Below are 17,361 nucleotides of genomic sequence, written 5' to 3'. Positions count from 1 at the left end.
GGCCCTCCCGGTCCGCGCGGCGCGCGGACCGGGAGGGCCCTTCGGTTTTTGATGGGGACAGGACCGCGCGCTGCGCGGGGCCCCGACGCGAGAAAGGCTGATGTAGCGCATGGACGTCATCGACATCATCGTCACCAAGCGCGACGGCAAAGAGCTGTCGAACGACCAGATCGACTGGGTGATCGACGCCTACACCCGTGGTGAGGTCGCCGAGGAGCAGATGGCGGCGCTGAACATGGCGATCGTATGGCGTGGGATGAGCCGCTCGGAGGTGGGGCGCTGGACCGAGGCGATGCTCGCCTCCGGCGAGCGCCTGGACTTCTCCGGTCTGGACAGACCGACCACCGACAAGCACTCCACCGGCGGCGTGGGCGACAAGATCACGCTTCCGCTGACCCCGACCGTGGCCGCCTGCGGCGCGGCCGTACCCCAGTTGTCAGGGCGCGGGCTGGGGCACACCGGCGGCACCCTGGACAAGCTTGAATCCATCCCGGGCTGGCGCGCCGAGGTGTCGCCCGCGGAGATGCAGCGCATCCTGGCCGACGTGGGCGGGGTGGTGTGCGCGGCGGGCACCGGGCTGGCACCAGCCGACCGCAAGCTCTACGCGCTGCGCGATGTGACCGGGACGGTGGAGTCCATCCCGCTGATCGCGAGCTCGATCATGTCCAAGAAGCTCGCCGAGGGGACCGGTGCGCTGGTCCTGGACGTCAAGGTGGGGGCGGGCGCGTTCATGAAGGACCGGGAGTCCGCGCGCGAACTGGCGCGCACCATGGTGGACATCGGCACCGATCACGGGGTGCGCACGGTGGCCCTGCTGACCGCGATGGACACGCCTTTGGGCCGTACCGTGGGCAACGCGCTGGAGGTGACCGAGTCCCTGGAGGTGCTCGCCGGGGGCGGCCCCGCCGACGTGGTCGAGCTGACGGTGGCACTGGCACGGGAGATGCTGGCCGCAGCCGGCCTGGCCGGGGCCAAGGATCCGGCAGAGGCGCTGCACGACGGCTCGGCGATGGATTCCTGGCGTCGCATGGTCGCGGCCCAGGGCGGCGACCCGGACGCGCCGTTGCCGGTGGCCGCGCGGACCCGCGAGGTCCTGGCTTCCGGGAGCGGTGTCCTGAGCCGGCTGGACGCGCACGCGGTGGGCGTGGCCGCCTGGCGCCTGGGGGCGGGACGCGCACGCAAGGAGGACCCGGTCTCGGCCGGTGCGGGAATCACCCTGCACGTCAAACCGGGTGAGGAGGTACGGGCCGGCGACCCGCTGTTCACCCTGCACTCCGACGACCCCGACCGCTTCGAGCGGGCCGAGGAGTCCCTGGCGGGCAGCTACACGATCGGCGGCGCGTACACGCCCCGCCCATTGGTCATCGAACGGGTGGAGTAGTTCATCCCCGGATGAGGGCGGCCACTGCCTCGTGCAGCGCCTCCAGCCACACCTCGGCCGCGCGACGGGCGGCGGGCACGTCCTCCCCGGGATCGGCCAGGACCACCTCCAGGTAGGCCTTGAGCTTGGGCTCCGTACCCGAAGGGCGCAGCGTGACCGTGGCACGCAGCGGACCGTTCAGGCGGTAGCGCAGGGCGTCGGTGGGCGGCAGCGCGCCCCTGCCCTCCGCGAAGTCCTCCACCGCGTCGACCCTCAGCTCCCCGAAGGTGAGCGGCGGCCGGGACCGCAGCCCGCGCATGGTCGAGGTGAGCAGGTCGAGGTCGCTGACCCGGACCGAGAGCTGACGGGTCAGGTGCAGTCCGTAGCGGCGGGCCTGGTCGTCCAGGAGGTCCAGCAGGGTCCGGCCTTCCTGCTTGGCCTCGGCCGCCAGGGAGGCCAGGGCCAGTGCGGCGCTGATGCCGTCCTTGTCGGCGACGGGGCGGCCCTCGTCCCCGCTGACGCAGTAGCCCAGGGCTTCCTCGTAGCAGAAGACGTTGCGCAGTGGGCGGCCCAGCTCGTCGTATCCGCCGGCCCGGACCAGCCACTTGAACCCGGTCAGGGTCTCGGAGAAGTGCACGCCGTGGCCGGCGGCGATCTTGGGGAGCAGGCTCGCGGAGACGATGCTGGCGGCCACCAGGCGGTCGGCGCCCGTGGTCCGGGCCAGGACGTGCTCGGCGAGCAGTCCGCCGACCTCGTCACCGGTGAGCAGGCCGTGGCCGGGAAGCGCCACCGCGACCCGGTCGGCGTCGGGGTCGTTGGCCAGGATCAGGTCGCTGCCGTGCAGCTGCCCGGCAGCCAGCGCGAGGTCCATCGCGCCGGGTTCCTCGGGGTTGGGGAAGGCCACCGTGGGAAAGTCGGGATCGGGATCGGCCTGCTCGGGAACGAGTCGGGGCGGCGCGAAGCCGGCCCGCTCGAAGGCGGCGAGCAGGACCGCGGTGCCCACCCCGTGCATCGCCGTGTAGGTGACAAAGAGATCGCGGGCCGCTCCCAACGGCAGTGCGGCCACGGCCGCGACGTAGTCGTCCACGGCTTCGGGGCCGAGAACCGTGTAGTCGGTGCGCAGCGGCAGGTCGGCCACCGACCCCACGGCGTCGATGGCCGCGGAGATCTCGGTGTCCACGGGCGGCACGATCTGGCTGCCGGCCACGTCGGCGGCGCCGCCGACATAGACCTTGTACCCGTTGTCGCGCGGCGGGTTGTGGCTGGCGGTGACCATGACGCCCGCATCGGCGCCGTGGGCGCGCACGGTGTAGGCGAGAACCGGGGTGGGGAGGGGGCCCGGCAGCAGCAGCGCCCGGTGACCGGCCCCCGTCAGGACCGCGGCGGTGTCGTGGGCGAAATCGGCGGAGCGGTACCGGGCGTCGTGACCGACGACCACGGTCGATCCGTCGGGGAGCCAGGACGCCAGCCCCGCAGCGGCGCGCATGACGGTCACCCGGTTCATCCGGGTGGGACCGGCCCCCAGTTCCCCCCGCAGTCCGGCCGTGCCGAACTGCAGGCGCCCGGAGAACCGACGGGCCAGTTCGGCTCCGTCCCCGGCATCGAGAAGTGCCTTGAGCTCGGCCCGGGTCTCGGGGTCGGGGTCCTGGGCAAGCCACTGCTCGGCCTGTCGCTGGTGGGTCACCGTCATCGCGCCGTGCCGCCCTTTCTCTGTGTGGGGAGTAGCGCCGGGGTCAGATGCGCTCGACGATGGCCGCGAGGAGCTGGCCGACATCGGCTGCGGCGTCGCGGCCGGTGTCCAGGACCTCCTGGTGGTTCAACGGCTGGCCGGTGAGTCCGGCGGCGACATTGGTGACCAGGGAGAGGCCGAGGACGGAGGCGCCCAGCTCACGGGCTGCGATGGCCTCCAGCGCGGTGGACATGCCGACCAGGTCGGCGCCCATCGCGCGGAGCATGCGGATCTCGGCCGGGGTCTCGTAGTGCGGACCGGGCATGGCGGCGTAGACGCCCTCGGGCAGGTCCGGCACCGCCTCGTGGGCGAGTTTGCGCAGCTGGATCGCGTAGGTGTCGGTGAGGTCGACGAAATTGGCGCCCACGATCGGCGACCGCGTGGTGAGATTGAGGTGGTCGCTGATCAGAACCGGTTGGCCGACCCCGAGGTCGGTGTTGAGGGACCCCGCGGCATTGGTGAGGATGACGGTGGTGGCGCCCGCCGCGACGGCCGTTCGCACCCCGTGCACGACGGCGTCCGTGCCGTGGCCCTCGTAGAGGTGGGTGCGGCCGAGGAAGGCCAGGAGCGCCCCGTCCTGGGCGTCCATGATGCTGCGCACCTTGCCGCTGTGCCCCTGCACGGTCGGCGCGAGGAACCCGGGGAGTTCGCTGACCTCGAACTCCTCCCCCTCGACCCCCAACTGGTCGGCGGCCGGGGCCCAGCCCGAACCCATGACGAGCGCGACCTTGTAGGAGTCCACACCGGTGCGGGAGCGCAGCGCGTCGGCGGCTTCCCGGGCGCGGTCGTGGGCGGTGGTACTCACAGGCGGCTCTCCTCGTGGTGGCTCTATGGCGGTGCGGACCGTGCGACCGATCCTGTCCGGCGCGGGGCCCGGTCGCAACGCCGAACCGCGGGGGACTCGATAACCAGCCGCAACCGTGACCTGCGCGGCGTCGGCCGCTGTCGATCCGCGGGGTCACACCCTATCGGCCGGTCGCAAACGGGTAGGCGGTCTGAGGCCGGACACGCTCGACGCGGTGCCCGACGCACGGCGCGGGCCGTTCTCAGCCACCGATGGTGTGCAGCAGGACGTGTTGGGGTCCGGCGTCGCCGCCGAGGTAGCGGCGGCCGGTGTCGACGAAGCCCGCAGCGGTATAGGTCCGGTAGGCGGCCGGGTTGGCCTCGTTGACGGTGAGCAGCACGGCCCTGGCGTGCGGGACGATGGCGGTCACCAGTGCGGGGACCGCGACGCAGGCCGCGCGGCCCAGGCCGCGCCCTTGCCAGCGGGGGGCGATGTAGAAGGCGCGCAGGAGCACGGAGTGGACCGGGTCCGTGGCGATCTCGCGGAGCTGACCGTCCCGGTCGATAATGCCGAAACCCACCGCGGCGCCCTCGTGCACGACCGCGAAGGGGGTGCGGTTGGGGTCGGCGTCGGCTCGGGGCAGGGTGCTGACCGGTGACTGCACGAAGCGGTGCTGGCCGGGACCGAGCCGGTGCCGCATGACTGCCGCCCGCAGCGCCGCCACAACGGGCGTGTCGCCGTCCAGGTCCACCAGCCCCACCTCCGGGAGCACGTCGGACCGGTGTCCGCAGACCCTGCCGTCGGCCATGTCCACCCCGCCTCATCGTCGACCGCTGTCCCCAGCGGCCACTTTTTCCGGTTCACGCAGTCACGAATCGGTCTAATCCACTCGGACGCAAAAGACAAGGCCGAGGAACCGGCCTGCTCACGCGGGCCCGGTTCCTGTCCCCGGGGTGTCCTAGGCTGGGCCCGACCGGTGTGACGAGGAAGTCGGGAGGCACCCCATGGCGGAGTTGCGAATCTCCTCCGGTGACGGCTTTGACCTGCGCAAGCTCGCCACTGCTCTTGCCGAGTCCCAGGGTTGGCCGCGCGAGCGGATCAGCGTCTGGGACAAGCGCGACGGAGAGGTCATCCTGACCGTCGAGGACGCGCTGTTGACCCGCACGGCGGCCGATCCGATGAACCAGCCGGTGCACACCCGCAGCGACGTCCACGAGGCGTGCGAGTTGCTGCGCAGGCGTGATGCATCGCTCTACGGCGTGGAGTTCTCCAGGTTGCGCGACGAGGCGTCGCGGTTCTTCTCCGCCGGCTGGTCGATCGCCGACCTGCTGCACGCGTTGAGTATGCGGCCCGATGGCGCCCCCTGGGCGCGGGGAGAGGGCTACCAGGGGCCGGAGTGGCTGGACCATCGGCTGCGCAACTGGAAGACCCCCACCGGTGATATCCGTCCTTCGGTCTCCCAGGAGAACGCCCAGTTGCGCGTAGTGGGCCGCTCCGGACTTCCCGAGGGGATCGGCCTGCCCCGCGACGACGCGCCGCGCGGCCAGGCCGCCCGGCCCGAGAGCGCACGCGCCGCCGCCGACGACGCCCGGCGGCTGATGCGGGCCCACGCCCGCACCACCAGCAACACCCTGGAGCACCGCGACCGCACCGCGGCCAAGATCACCAAGGGTGAGGAATGAGTACCTCCCTGCGGTAATGCGACGCTTACCGATATTTCACCCGATCCGGACCCGCCATAGGGCGGCGGACCGGGCCGAAATCGCCCTCTTGCGCCTAGCCTGACCCGATCACCTCCCGCGACGCCGTGAGCGCGGGCGGTCCGGCTGCCGGGAGGGGGACACATGGCCCGAACCACACTGTCCGGCCTGCTCTGCCAAGGGGCGGTCGCCACCGGTGTCGAAGCCACTGACTGGCGCGACGCCATCAGTGCCGCAGGAGGGCTGCTGATGGCCGTCGGGGCGGTGACCGAGGACTACATCGTGCGCATGCAGCGGGTGGTCGAGACGCACGGGCCCTACATCGTGGTCGCCCCCGGCCTCGCGCTGGCCCATGCCCGCCCGTGCCGCGCCGTGCTGCGTACCGGGTTGTCACTGGCCGGGCTGGCCGCCCCCGTGCGTTTCGGTCACCCCGAGAACGATCCGGTGCGGCTGGTGATCGGACTGGCCGGGGTGGACCGGGACCGCCACTGCGCCGTGCTGGCGGAACTGACCGCGATGCTGGACTCCCCCGGGCGGTTGGCGGCGCTGCACGGCGCCACCACCCCCGCCCGGGTGCGCTCCCTGGTGAGCGCCTACGACCGGGGCCGGTGACGTCCGGCCCCGGGGTCAGACGTGCACGGCCGGTTCGCCGGTGGTCGTGCCCGAGCGCATCGCCAGCGACAATACGGCGGCGAACGTCATCACGACGGCGGCGATCCCGAAGGCCAGATGCATTCCGTCCAGGAAGGCGAGATTGCTGGCCTGGGTGATGGCCTGGGCCGTCTCCGGGGCGACGCCCTCCGGCAGCGCCGCGCCGCCCTGGGCGACCAGGCTCTGCATCCCGGCCAGTTCCTCGCCGGCCGGTACGTCCAGTCCTGCCGCGGCGTAGTGCCCGGGGAGGGTGGAGACGATGGTCGCCGACATGACCGCGCCGAGGACCGCCGTCCCCAGCGAACCGCCCAATTGCATCGCGGCCTGCTGCACGGCGGAGGCCACCCCGGCGAAACGGACCGGGGCGTTGCCGATGATCGCCGCGGTGGCGCCGGTCATCACCAGGCTCAGGCCGACGCCGAGGAGCACGAAACCGATGGAGATGTGGGCGACTCCGCTGTCGGCGTCGAGCCGCGACAGGAGGAACATCCCCAGTGCCGACAGCACGAGCCCCAGCGCCGTGGGGATGCGCGCGCCGAAGCGGTCCAGCACCCGCCCGGCGATGGGCGAGGTGATCGCCATCATCGCGGTCATGGGGATGAGCTGCATACCGGTTTGGGCCGGCGACATGCCCCGCACACCCTGGAGGTAGAAGGTGATGAAGAAGAGCGAGCCCATGAGGCCCAGGGCCATGAGCACCATGAGCACGGTGCCGATGGACACGGAGGGGTTGGCGAAGATCCCGAGCGGCAGCAGCGGATGGGCGGGGCGACGCTCCCAGAGCACGAAGGCCGCCCCGAACAGCAGTGCGGCACCCAGCGAGGCGAGGGTGACGGGGTGGGTCCAGCCCACCGCCGGAGCCTCGACGAGCGCCCACACCAGGGCGAAGATCGCGACGCTGAGCAGTACGATGCCGGGGACGTCCAGCCGGGACCCGGGATCGGTGGGCCGGTTGGCCGCGAGTAGCCACAGCCCCAGTCCCAGGGCGACCGCGCCGACCGGCACGTTGATGTAGAACACCGCCTGCCAGCCGAAGGAGCCGACGAGGAGGCCGCCGATGATGGGGCCGCCCGCGGTGGCCGCGCCGATCAGGCTGCCGAAGACGCCGAAGGCGCGGCCGAGCTTGTGCGGGGGGAAGACCGAGCGCAGCAGTCCCATCGCCGACGGCAGCAGCAGGGCACCGAAAACGCCTTGCAGGATGCGAAACGCGATGAGCATGATGACACCGGCGGACAGGGCGATGGCGACCGAGGCCAGCACGAAGCCGACCGTTCCCACCAGGTACATCTTGCGGTGGCCGAAGCGGTCGCCCAGTCTCCCCGCGGTGATGAGGAAGACCGCGAGGCCGAGCAGGTAGCCGTGGGTGACCCACTGGAGCTCGGCGAGGGAGGCCCCCAGGCTCGCACCGATGGCGGGGTTGGCCACCGCGACGATCGTGCCGTCCAGGGCCACCATCATCACACCGAAGGCGATGGCGACCAGGGTCCCCCACGGGCTGGCACGCAAGCCCGTCGCTTGCGCGACCGGCGGCGCGGCGGTGGTCGTCATGTATCCCCCTGCGGGTGTCGTGGAGCCGGCAAACCTCATGGAGAGTATGTCAGTCACTGACATTTGGCAACTTATGACGCCAATGTTCCACGCGTGTATCCTCCCCGGTAAAGCACGTGACACCCGGGAGGCCGGCATGGGTACCGCAATCGCCGAACACCGGCCCACGGGGCTGCGCGAACGCAAGAAGGCCCGCACCAGGGAAGCCCTGGTCGAAGCCGGGATGCGGCTCTTCGGGGAACGCGGCTACCAGGCCACGACCACCGAGGAGATCGCCGCGTCCGCCGACGTCTCCCAGCGCACCTTCTTCCGCTACTTCGGCTCCAAGGAGGAGCTCGTCCTGGCCGCCCAGGAGGGCATGGACGAACTCCTCTACCAAGCGGTACGCGCGCGCCCCCTCCAGGAGTGCGCGCTCACCGCCGCGCGCAACGCGCTGCGCGACCAATGGGAGCTATCCGACACCGCGGTGATGCACGCCCAGGGCGAGGCGCTGCGGCTGATCGACACCAACACCGACCTCCTCGCGGCCCAGCTGCGCTACTGCCACGAACGGCAGGAGCAGTTGGCGGCCCTGCTCGCCGAGCGCGCCGGGGTGGACCCGGCGACCGACCCCCGCCCGGGGCTCGTGGCCGCGGTCTTCTTCGCCACCGTCCAGAACGGCCACACCGCCTGGTGCCGCTCCGGGCGCACCGATCTCAAGGAACTGGTCGCGACCATGCTGGACCATCTCGACCAGGTAGGGGAAGCGATCACCACGAACTGGTAGGACCGTTGGTCGCATGCACGGCGCGCAGGTCTTGCGCTACGCGGGGTGCGGCCATATAAATCCTAGTCAGGGACAAGGACTCTTCTCCGGGCGCGGAGGGGACGGTGGTGCGGGCGTGGCTCCGGACGAGTTCGACGCGTGCGCCGGGCGGCTCCCCCCGCGACTGGCCGGACGGGCCCGCGCACTGCGCGGCCACGTCGTCTACTCCCCCGCCGGACCGCGTCGCAGGAGCGTGTCCGAGGCGATGGCACTGGCCTTCGACGCCGCACACGTGGGCGACCTCGCGGCGGCGGAGTCGATGCTGGCCCGGGCCGAGGCCCTGGACGCCGAGATCAGCGCGCGCCGCGCCGCCCGGACGCTCAGCGGACACCACGGCAGGGTGCAGCGGTGGAGCGGGACGACACCGTTGGTCGCCGCCACCGACGCCAGCGTCAAGGGACGCCATGCCGGCATGGGGTACGTGACCTCCGATGGGAGATGGGGGATGCGCTCCTGGGGTTCGAGCGCCCATGACCCAAGCGGCCCCTCACGGGTACTGGTCCAGGAGTTGCGCGCCGTCGCGCTGCTCCTTCAGGTCCTGGCGGCCGATACGCCCGCGGTCCTCCTGGTGGACTCGGCGGTGGCGCGACGCTACCTGCGGCTGTGGCAGTCGGGCGGGACCCCGGAGCTGCCCGCCGGCTACGACGCCGCGCCGCGCCGCGCGGGCAGGCTCCCCAGCCTGGTGCGCCTCGGCCAGGCGATGGCCGAACGCCCCGGAATCCAGGTGACGGCCGTGAAAGGCCACTCCGGTCACCTGCTCAACGAGACGGCCGATTCACTGGCCGGAATGGCGCGGCGCCGACTGGCCGATCCGGGCGCCCGGTCCACGAGCGAGTTGATCGAGCACGCCGACGGCTTCGTGGCGTCCTTCCTCGGTCAGTGGCACAGCGGCACCCGCACCGGCCCGGACGCTCAGACGCGGGCCCAGCGCGACTGGCAGAAGCAGAAGAGGGCGTAGAGCAGGACGCCGAAGGCGACCAGGGCCAGCAGCCACGGTCCGGCGGGGGTGTCGGCCAACGCGCGCAGCGTACCGTCGAGGCCCTGCGCCTTGTCGGGGTCGAAGGTCACCGCGGCCCAGCCGATGAGGACGCCGGCCGCGCTGATGATGATGCCCTTGGTGACGGTTCCCGCCACGCCCAGGCCGATGACGGCCTTGCGCGCGGTGGCCGGGATGGCGCCGACGGCGAGGTCCTTCTCGAACTTTCGGGTCGCGCCGCCCCAGGCGATCACCACACCGGCGACGATGAAACCGAGGCCGACGGCGCCGACCACGAACTGCCCGGCGGGCAGCTCCATCAGCGTCGCGGTCATCTCCTTGGACTGGCTGTCCTGCGAGCTGGGCTGGCTGTAGCCGAGGAGGAAGGTGACGATGGTGGCGCACAGCGAGCCATAGGTGAGGGCCCGCCCGGCCGCGAGGGCGCGCTTGCTCGCCTTGTCCAGGCCGAGCCGGCTGCCGAAGGCCGCCACGGTGAACTGCCACAGCGCCAGCCCGAACATGCCGAGCGCCGCCGCCCACAGCACGATCTGGCCGCCGGTGTTGTCGGCGATCATCTGGAGCGCGCCGGAGTTGTCGGCCTGCTCGTCGGAGCTGCCGAAGGCAATCTGCACCGCCAGGTAGCCGATGATCAGGTAAAGCAGGCCCTTTGCCGCCAGACCGAGTCTGGCCAGGCGTAACAGCCATTTGTTGTTGGCGGCCTGACGTCCGGCCCGCCCCGCCTGGCGCCCGGCTTTCTGCGCCTTGTCACCCGCTTCTCTGGCACCGCTCGCAGCACTCATGTGCTGTTCGCTGCCCCTCGCGAAACCCTGCAAACCACCAAAAAACACCAAGGGGTTCGTCAAGCGGCCGGACCTGCGCGGTCACCGTGCCGCACCGCAGGCAGGTTCCACCGATGACAGGACCGCCGTGCCCCGATGTTCTCGCGCGGAAGCGGTGCGGGCGGCCCCCTGGACCGGGACCGGCCCGCGTCCCACCCTTCCGGAGCAAAGGCCCGGTGCCGTGTTTGCGGAGGAGGTCACTCCTGCCCGCCAACGGCAAGGGCAGCGAGGACCACCAGGGTGGCGGGCAACAGGGTGAAGCCCACTATTTCGCGGCGCTGGTTCGCCTCCAGCAGATGGGGCTCGCTGAGGGTGGAGAAGAACAGCGGTTCTTCGTCGGTGCCCTCCAGGACGACGGTTTCACCGTCGATGCGGGCATGGCCTCTGACGAGCAGGCGCGCACCAGGGCTGACGGCCCGTTCCCGGTAGGACTTCCCCGGTTCGAGGGACGTTTCCGTTCTTTCGGGGTCGCGTGGGCCGAGGTGGCGGGGGGCGTCGGGGACACGGCCGGGGTCAGGAACGAATTCCTGGTGGATGGAGCCGGTCAGTCTAGGCTCCGCTCTACCTGGTCTACAGGCGACCTCGCCGGTGCGGTCGCGAAGGGCGAAGGAGCGGCTGCTCTGGCGGACGGTGGTCCGGGTGACGTGTATGCGATTGCCCGGGTGGCCGTTTTTGGGCCGGTGGGACCAGACTTCCACCCGGTACCACACGCAGGCCCGACCGCTTTGGGGTGCGTGGAGGATGCCTTGGGGCCCCGGTTCGGCGTTTCCGTCGACCACCACCGGAATCGTTCCTTCTCGCGAACAGGCTGTCGCGAGCGACCCGATGGGCAGGTGGGGGGTCTGGAGCAGGTCGGTCCTCAACCGCCTGGCCTTGATGGCCCGGTTCAGGGGAAACAGGCTCAGCACCGCGGCGAGCAGTGTGAGGACCTGTGCTGGCACCAAGAGGTCGTCCATCGCCCTCTCCTTGGCTTCTGGGATGTGGGAACAGCGGGGGTGCGGTCGGGCGGAAAAGACCGCGGATAGAAATCGGCGGCTGTTCGGGCGCGAAGCGGTTCTCCATGACGGGGGAGGTCCGGTTTTTCGGGGAAGTGTCAGCCGGGAGTGCTGCGGGGGTCGGCCGCGGGGGGCAGTGGGTCGCGCGGCTCGCAGGCGGGATCGTGGCGGGGCGGGGTCTGTCGTGTCGTACCGGCGGCCAATTCGTCGAATTTGGTGGCGGTGCTCTGCGGTGTCCTGGTGAGGTATCCGGCTCTGGCCATCGCGTTTCCGCCGACAGCCGCGGTGGCGAGCTGGATGAGGACCGCCAGGGTGATCTTCAGCGCGTTGGCGGGGCCCGGGTAGTGCAGCAGGAGGCCGACGAGTACCAGGCAGGTGCCGGTCCCCCCGGCGATGGTCACCGCACTCAGGCGCGCGTAGAAGTCGGGAAGTCGCAACAATCCCAGACCGCCGATGACGAACGCGGCGGCGCCGATCGTGATGAGTCCGGTCCCCAGGTGGGCGAAGAGCACGGTCATCGTTTGCCTCCGGTGATCAGGCGGGCGGTGGACAACGCGGCGAGGAACCCGACCAGGGCGCAGGCGAGTGCGATGTCGATGACGAGGTCGGTGTCCAGGCGCACGCCGATCAGGGCCACCACGGCCACGAACCCGAAGAACACCAGGTCCGCGCCTGCTCCGCGGTCGGCATCGGAGGGGCCCTTGGCGATGCGGTAGAGGGCGGCGACCATCGCCAGGACCACCGCGGCCAGGGCGATGTTGATGAGGATCATGGCCGGGCCCCGCTTTCGCCGTGGCCGTCCGCCGGGACGGAGCCCGCTTCGCCGCTGGGCCGTATGGCGCTGAGCAGTCGGGTCTCCATCGCTCGCAGTTCGGCGCGCAAGGTGTCGGGGTCGGGGGCGTACATGCCGTGCACCCACAGGGTGGCGGGTTCGGCGCGCACGGCCACGGTGACGGTCCCAGGGGTCAGGGAGATGAGGTTGGCGATCAGGGTGATCTCCAGGTCGGTGGTGCAGCGCAGCGGCAGTTCGACGAATCCGGCGGCCATCCGGCTTCCGGGGGTGAGGATGTCGAAGGCGACCGTGGCACTGGACTTGAGTACTTCGAGGGCGTAGTAGCAGGGGAAGAACAGCAGGCGTGCCGCCCAGCGCAGGTGGGGGGTCATCGGCCGATCACCGCCTGGACGTAGCCGGTGGTGTCGAGGAGTCCGGCGGCTGCCTGAGCGCTGAGTTCCAGGAGGACCTGGGCCCCCAGGCCCAGCCCCAGAGTGGTTGCGGTCAGCACCAGGGCGGGCGCCAGCACCACCGGACGCACGCGGACACCGGTGGCGATGGTCACCGGCGAATCGCCATGTTTCTCGGGAGGTTCTTCGGGCGGTGGTCCCCAGAACGCGCCGCCCCAGATCTTGAGCATCGACATCAGGGTGATGAGGCTGACGGCCACGGCAACGGCGACGGCGATCCACTGGCCGTCGTCGACGGCGGCGGTGACCAGGGTGAGTTTGGCGACGAACCCGGAGAACGGGGGAAGGCCGGCCAGGGACAGGGCCGCTCCCATGAACACCAGTGCCAGCAGGGGTTCTCGACGGGCGATGTCTCCGAGGCGGTCGAGGCGGTTGGAGCCGTAGGTGTGTTCGATGGCGCCGGTGGACAGGAACAGCGATGCTTTGACGATCATGTGGTGGATCAGGTAGAAGATGCCGGCGGTGAGGCCGAGCGTGGTGAACAGGGCTGCGCCGAGCAGGATGTAGCCGATCTGGCTGATCATGTGGAAGACCAGGATCGAGCGCGTGGTGTCCTCCCCCACCGCTCCGAGCACGCCGATGAGCATGGTGGCCGAGACCACGGCCACACCGATCCACAGGTAGGTGGCGTCGCCGTCGAAGAGCAGGGCGTAGAGGCGGTAGATCGCGTAGATGGCGACCTTGGTGTGCAGACCGGAGAACAGCGCGGTCACCGCCGGGGAGGCAGAGGGATAGGTGCGGGTCAGCCACCCGTGCACCGGGACCACAGCGGCTTTGACCGACAGTGCGACCAGGACCGTGCCGACCGCCGCGGCGACCAGCGGGGAGTCCTTGGCCGCGCCGGCGAGTTCCCCGAGGTTGACCGTGCCCGTGACTCCGTAGACCAACGCGACGCCGGCCAGGAAGATCGTCGAGGTGAGGAGGTTGACGGTGACGTAGAGGCGGCCTGCGCGCAGACGGGTGAGGGCTCCGGCCATGGCCAGCAGTCCGTAGGAGGGCAGAAGCATGACCTCGATGAACACGAACAGGTTGAACAGGTCTCCGGTGAGCAGCGCGCCGTAGACACCCGCGGAGAGCACGAGGACCAGCGGAGCGAAGTAGCGTGCCTCGTCCTCGGCCGTCGCCGCTGCGTAGGCCGAGCACACCAGGGTCAACAGCGCCGTGGTGGTGATCATCAGCGCGCTGAGGGTGTCCGCCACGAAAGGGATGGCGATGCCGTTGGGCCACGCCCCCACGTTGTGGGACAGGATCGAGCCGTCCCGGGTGGTCCGGATGAGCAGGATTCCTGCGGTGAGGGCGGCGGCGCTGGTGGCCAACAGCAGGACACGGCGCACGATCGGTGGGCGCACCAGGACCAGGAGTGCGGCCACCAGCAGGGGCCCGGCCGCGATCAGGGGCAGTAGCGCGGCGGTCATGACGCGTCCTCGGTGTCGTCGCCGCCACCGGTGGCGGCGAGGGTGAGCATGTAGACGGTGATGGCGAAGGCGATGACGATCGCGGTGAGCACGAACGCCTGGGGCAGTGGATCGGCGGCGGTCCGGGGGCTGACCAGGTCCATGAGGGGCTGGTCGCGGCGGGCCGTGCCGCCGGCCGCCATCAGCAGCAGGTTCACGGCGTGCCCGAGGAGCACGAAGCCCAGGACGATGCGCACCATGCCGCGTTGCAGCATGAGGTAGACGCCGCCGGCCACGAGTACGCCAATGCAGATGGCGAGTGTCATCGGGTTCCTCCGGTTACCGGGTCGGTGGGGGCCGCGGTTTCGGACGCGGCTTGAGACGGGGCTGACGGCAGGAGGTCGGCTTGCGGACCGGGAACGATGTCGTCCTCGGTCCCCAGGCGGTTGAGCGCGGTGAGCAGCACACCGACCACGGCGAGGTAGACGCCGACGTCGAAGACCAGGGCGGTGGTGAAGTGGAAGCCGCCGCCGGGCAGCCAGATGTCGGCGTGCAGGGGACGCAGGAACGATCCGTCGGCGTAGCCGGCGAAGCCGGTGGCAACGGCGATGAGGATTCCGACAGCGATGAGCAGCGGATAGGGCCATCTGACGGGGGCGCGCGCCGCGTCGGGAGCCATCAGGTAGGCCAGCGCGAACCCGGAACCGCCCACCAGCGCGGAGATGAACCCGCCGCCCGGTTCGTTGTGTCCCCGAAGCAGCAGGTAGACCGACCAGATCACGAGAAGCGGGATGAGCAGGCGGCCCACGGTGCGCACGAGCAGCGAGTTGTCCCCGGCGGGGTGGACCGCGGTACCGGTGAAGGAGCGGACCGTGGACGGCAGGCGTCCGGGGGTGAGACCGCTGGAGTTCAGAACAGAGATGATCACGAGCCCGGCCACCCCCAGGACGGTGAGCTCCCCGAGTGTGTCCAGCGCTCGAAAGTCGACCAGGATCGTGTTGACGACGTTGGTGCCGCCGGTCTCGTTCTCGGCCTCGTCCAGGAAGTACTGGGCCGCGGTGGAGATGTCGCGGCGCCCGGTGAGGGCGTAGGCGGCCAGTGCGGCACTGACACCCGCGACCAGCGCGATCAGCGCGGCGATGCCCTTGCGGCCGCGGCTCACCGGGTGGAAGCGGCGGGGCAGGCGCCGCAGGACGAGAACGGCCACGACCACCGTGAGGACTTCCACGAGCAGTTGGGTCAGCGCGACGTCGAAGGCCCCGAGGAAGAAGAACCACAGGGCGACGGTGAAGCCGGCCGCCCCGACCAGTACCAGCGCGGCCAGCCGTGAGGCTCTGGTCACGGCCCCGGCGACGGAGACCACCGTGAGGGCGACCAGCAGCCAGTCCAGGGGGCGGGTGGCCGCCGAGGGCAGCGGCGGGAGCACCGGCGCCGAGGAGAGCACGGCTGCGGCGAGCACGCCGACCACCACCAGCGGGACCGCGAGGTGGGCCCCCGGGGAATCGGTGCGGGTGATCGCCCCCACCCGCACCCCGGACGCGATGACTCCCCGGTGCAGCGCCTCGAAGACGGTGATGCCTGCGACTGGAAGCGGACGACGGGAGAGAAGGCGGTGCACGTGGGCGCCGCGCCAGGCGAGGAATGCGCCGATGGAGACGGCGAGTGCGGACATGAGCAGTTCGGGGGTGAACCCGTGCCACAACGCGAGGTCGCTCGCGACCCGCCGGTGCGTGGAGTCCTCCGCGACACGGTCGACGACAGGGCTGAGCAACGGCGCCGCCAACCCCAACCCGAGACCGCCCAGGGCCGCGAGAGCGGGGGCGGACAAGAACGCCGCCGACGGCTCCTCGCGCGGCCCCTGCCCCGTGGGGCCGCCGAACGCGCCGAGCACGATGCGAACGGCGTAGGCGACGGTGAGTCCGGCCGCCGCGACGGCGACCGCCGCGGCCGCGACACCCGTCCAGGCTGCGCCCGGTGCATCCAACAGGGCCGCGAAGACGCTCTCCTTGCTGACGAACCCGAGGAGCGGCGGGATGCCCGCCATCGACGCCGCGGCCAGGACCGTCAGGGCGGCGGTGACCGGCATACGGCCGCGCAGACCGCGCAGTTCACGGATGTCACGGGTGCCGTTGTGGGTGTCGATGACGCCCACGAGCATGAACAGCGCCGCCTTGAACAGCGCGTGGGCCAGGGTGTGCACCGCGGCTGCGGCCAGCGCGGCCGGGGTTCCCACGCCGATGACCGCGACGAGGAATCCCAGTTGGCTGACGGTGGAGTAGGCCAGCAGTTCCTTGAGGTCGTGGCGCCTCAACGCGAACAGTGCCCCGATCACCGCCGTCAGGAGACCGAAACCGATGAGCATGGCGTTCCACACCGGAACGGAGCCGAACGCCGGGGAGAAGCGCATCAGCACGTAGATCCCGGCCTTGACCATGGCCGCGGCGTGCAGGTAGGCGCTGACGGGGGTGCTGGCGGCCATCGCGTCGGGGAGCCAGTAGTGGAAGGGGAACTGCGCCGACTTGGTGAACACCGCCACGACCAGCAGGAGCGCCACCACCGAGGTGAACACGGGATCGGTCGTCCAGGTGGTGTCGGTGAGGATCGTGCTCACGCGGCTGGTGCCGGTGCGCACCATCAGCAGGACCGCAGCCGTCAGCAGCGCCAGGCCGCCAAGGGCGGTGAGCAGGAACGTGCGCACGGCCGGCCGGTGCGCGGCCGGCCCGGAGAGACCGATCAGGTAGAAGGAGCAGATGGTGGTCAGCTCCCAGAACACGAAGAGCAGCACCACGTCGTCGGCCAGCACCAGCCCCAGCATCGCCGCGGCGAACGCCGTCATCAGCAGGTAGAAACCGGTGCGGCTCCCGGACGGGAAGTAGCGGGCCGAGTAGGCCATGACCAGCGCGCCGACCCCCAGCACCAGCATGCAGAACAGCCAGGCGGTGGCGTCCAGGACCAGGTGGAAGCCGACGCCGATCGCAGGCATCCAGGGCCGGGAGAACTCGACCACCCCACCCGCCAGGACGAGCGGTGCCTGGGCGGCGACCACTCCGAACAGGACCGCGAACACCGCGGCCAGGGGCCATCCCGCAGCGCGTCCGAGAACCCGGTCCAGCAAAGGCGTGCTCGACGCCGCCACGGCGAGCACGGCAATGACCAGCGGCAGCACCATGCCACTGTCCTTTCACGACATGGGCCGTGGCCTCAGGGGCGCACGGCGCAGCACCTCGACCACCCGCGCTCGAAGGGCACGGGCGTGAGGCGGCAAGAGGTCAGGAAGAAGCGACGCGGCGCCACCGGCACGCCTCGACCACGACCGGCCGGAGGGCAGGACGTATCAA

17 protein-coding genes are annotated in these 17,361 nt (G+C 70.9%); 5 read left to right on the top strand and 12 right to left on the bottom strand.

Annotated elements, in window-relative coordinates; all coding sequences use genetic code 11:
- Positions 1–109 precede the first annotated feature (109 nt).
- On the top strand, positions 110–1,381 hold the full coding sequence (locus QSJ59_RS10730) for a thymidine phosphorylase (RefSeq protein ID WP_285759115.1): 1,272 nt from the start codon (positions 110–112) through the stop codon (positions 1,379–1,381).
- A 1-nt stretch (position 1,382) separates the two neighbouring features.
- On the opposite strand, the gene QSJ59_RS10725 is transcribed toward QSJ59_RS10730, so the two are convergent.
- The 3 genes from QSJ59_RS10725 to QSJ59_RS10715 all read right to left on the bottom strand — a co-directional run bounded on the left by QSJ59_RS10725 (position 1,383) and on the right by QSJ59_RS10715 (position 4,681).
- Positions 1,383–3,050, bottom strand: a complete 1,668-nt coding sequence (locus QSJ59_RS10725) for a phospho-sugar mutase (RefSeq protein ID WP_285759113.1) — start codon at positions 3,048–3,050, stop codon at positions 1,383–1,385.
- Between the two features lie 43 nt (positions 3,051–3,093).
- Entirely contained in the window at positions 3,094–3,894 is an 801-nt protein-coding gene (locus QSJ59_RS10720) for a purine-nucleoside phosphorylase (protein ID WP_285759111.1), read from the bottom strand.
- 241 nt (positions 3,895–4,135) lie between these two features.
- On the bottom strand, positions 4,136–4,681 hold the full coding sequence (locus tag QSJ59_RS10715) for a GNAT family N-acetyltransferase (RefSeq protein WP_285759109.1): 546 nt from the start codon (positions 4,679–4,681) through the stop codon (positions 4,136–4,138).
- A gap of 196 nt (positions 4,682–4,877) precedes the next feature.
- Between QSJ59_RS10715 and QSJ59_RS10710 the strand changes: the two genes are divergently transcribed.
- Entirely contained in the window at positions 4,878–5,555 is a 678-nt protein-coding gene (locus QSJ59_RS10710) for a hypothetical protein (RefSeq protein WP_285759107.1), read from the top strand.
- Between the two features lie 162 nt (positions 5,556–5,717).
- On the top strand, positions 5,718–6,185 hold the full coding sequence (locus QSJ59_RS10705) for a PTS sugar transporter subunit IIA (protein WP_285759105.1): 468 nt from the start codon (positions 5,718–5,720) through the stop codon (positions 6,183–6,185).
- Between the two features lie 15 nt (positions 6,186–6,200).
- Here the strand turns inward: QSJ59_RS10705 and QSJ59_RS10700 are convergent, their stop codons facing one another.
- Positions 6,201–7,772, bottom strand: a complete 1,572-nt coding sequence (locus QSJ59_RS10700; RefSeq protein ID WP_285759103.1) for a DHA2 family efflux MFS transporter permease subunit — start codon at positions 7,770–7,772, stop codon at positions 6,201–6,203.
- A gap of 136 nt (positions 7,773–7,908) precedes the next feature.
- Here QSJ59_RS10700 and QSJ59_RS10695 point away from each other — a divergent pair, with 136 nt between their 5' ends.
- Positions 7,909–8,538 (top strand): TetR/AcrR family transcriptional regulator, encoded by a 630-nt coding sequence (locus tag QSJ59_RS10695; protein ID WP_285759102.1) that lies wholly within the window; start codon positions 7,909–7,911, stop codon positions 8,536–8,538.
- Between the two features lie 115 nt (positions 8,539–8,653).
- Positions 8,654–9,535, top strand: a complete 882-nt coding sequence (locus tag QSJ59_RS10690) for an RNase H family protein (RefSeq protein WP_285759100.1) — start codon at positions 8,654–8,656, stop codon at positions 9,533–9,535.
- Here the strand turns inward: QSJ59_RS10690 and QSJ59_RS10685 are convergent.
- From QSJ59_RS10685 to QSJ59_RS10650, 8 genes are all read right to left on the bottom strand, one after another.
- Positions 9,490–10,353, bottom strand: coding sequence for a DUF1206 domain-containing protein (locus tag QSJ59_RS10685; RefSeq protein WP_285759099.1), 864 nt, complete (start codon positions 10,351–10,353; stop codon positions 9,490–9,492). The genes QSJ59_RS10690 and QSJ59_RS10685 overlap by 46 nt on opposite strands.
- 236 nt (positions 10,354–10,589) lie before the next feature.
- Positions 10,590–11,348, bottom strand: a complete 759-nt coding sequence (locus tag QSJ59_RS10680) for a GIDE domain-containing protein (protein WP_285759098.1) — start codon at positions 11,346–11,348, stop codon at positions 10,590–10,592.
- A gap of 137 nt (positions 11,349–11,485) precedes the next feature.
- Entirely contained in the window at positions 11,486–11,905 is a 420-nt protein-coding gene (locus QSJ59_RS10675) for a cation:proton antiporter (protein WP_285759096.1), read from the bottom strand.
- Positions 11,902–12,159 carry an MrpF/PhaF family protein gene (locus QSJ59_RS10670; protein ID WP_285759095.1) on the bottom strand — a complete coding sequence of 86 codons (258 nt, stop codon included), beginning with the start codon at positions 12,157–12,159 and terminating at the stop codon, positions 11,902–11,904. The genes QSJ59_RS10675 and QSJ59_RS10670 overlap by 4 nt, the downstream gene beginning before the upstream one ends.
- Positions 12,156–12,551: a Na+/H+ antiporter subunit E gene (locus QSJ59_RS10665; protein WP_285759094.1), complete on the bottom strand. Its 396-nt coding sequence runs from the start codon at positions 12,549–12,551 to the stop codon at positions 12,156–12,158. The genes QSJ59_RS10670 and QSJ59_RS10665 overlap by 4 nt, the downstream gene beginning before the upstream one ends.
- Entirely contained in the window at positions 12,548–14,044 is a 1,497-nt protein-coding gene (locus QSJ59_RS10660) for a monovalent cation/H+ antiporter subunit D family protein (RefSeq protein WP_285759093.1), read from the bottom strand. The genes QSJ59_RS10665 and QSJ59_RS10660 overlap by 4 nt, the downstream gene beginning before the upstream one ends.
- The gene (locus QSJ59_RS10655) at positions 14,041–14,349 is read right to left on the bottom strand and encodes a sodium:proton antiporter (RefSeq protein WP_285759091.1); all 309 of its coding nucleotides are present in this window, start codon (positions 14,347–14,349) and stop codon (positions 14,041–14,043) included. Before QSJ59_RS10655 ends, QSJ59_RS10660 begins: the two co-directional genes overlap by 4 nt.
- Positions 14,346–17,192, bottom strand: a complete 2,847-nt coding sequence (locus QSJ59_RS10650; protein WP_285759089.1) for a DUF4040 family protein — start codon at positions 17,190–17,192, stop codon at positions 14,346–14,348. Before QSJ59_RS10650 ends, QSJ59_RS10655 begins: the two co-directional genes overlap by 4 nt.
- Positions 17,193–17,361: the final 169 nt, after the last annotated feature.

The sequence above is a fragment of the Nocardiopsis ansamitocini genome (assembly GCF_030268225.1).
GTDB classification, from domain to species: Bacteria; Actinomycetota; Actinomycetes; order Streptosporangiales; family Streptosporangiaceae; genus Nocardiopsis_D; species Nocardiopsis_D ansamitocini.
Note: the sequence above shows the minus strand (reverse complement) of the source record. Positions and strands in the feature narration are given on the sequence as shown.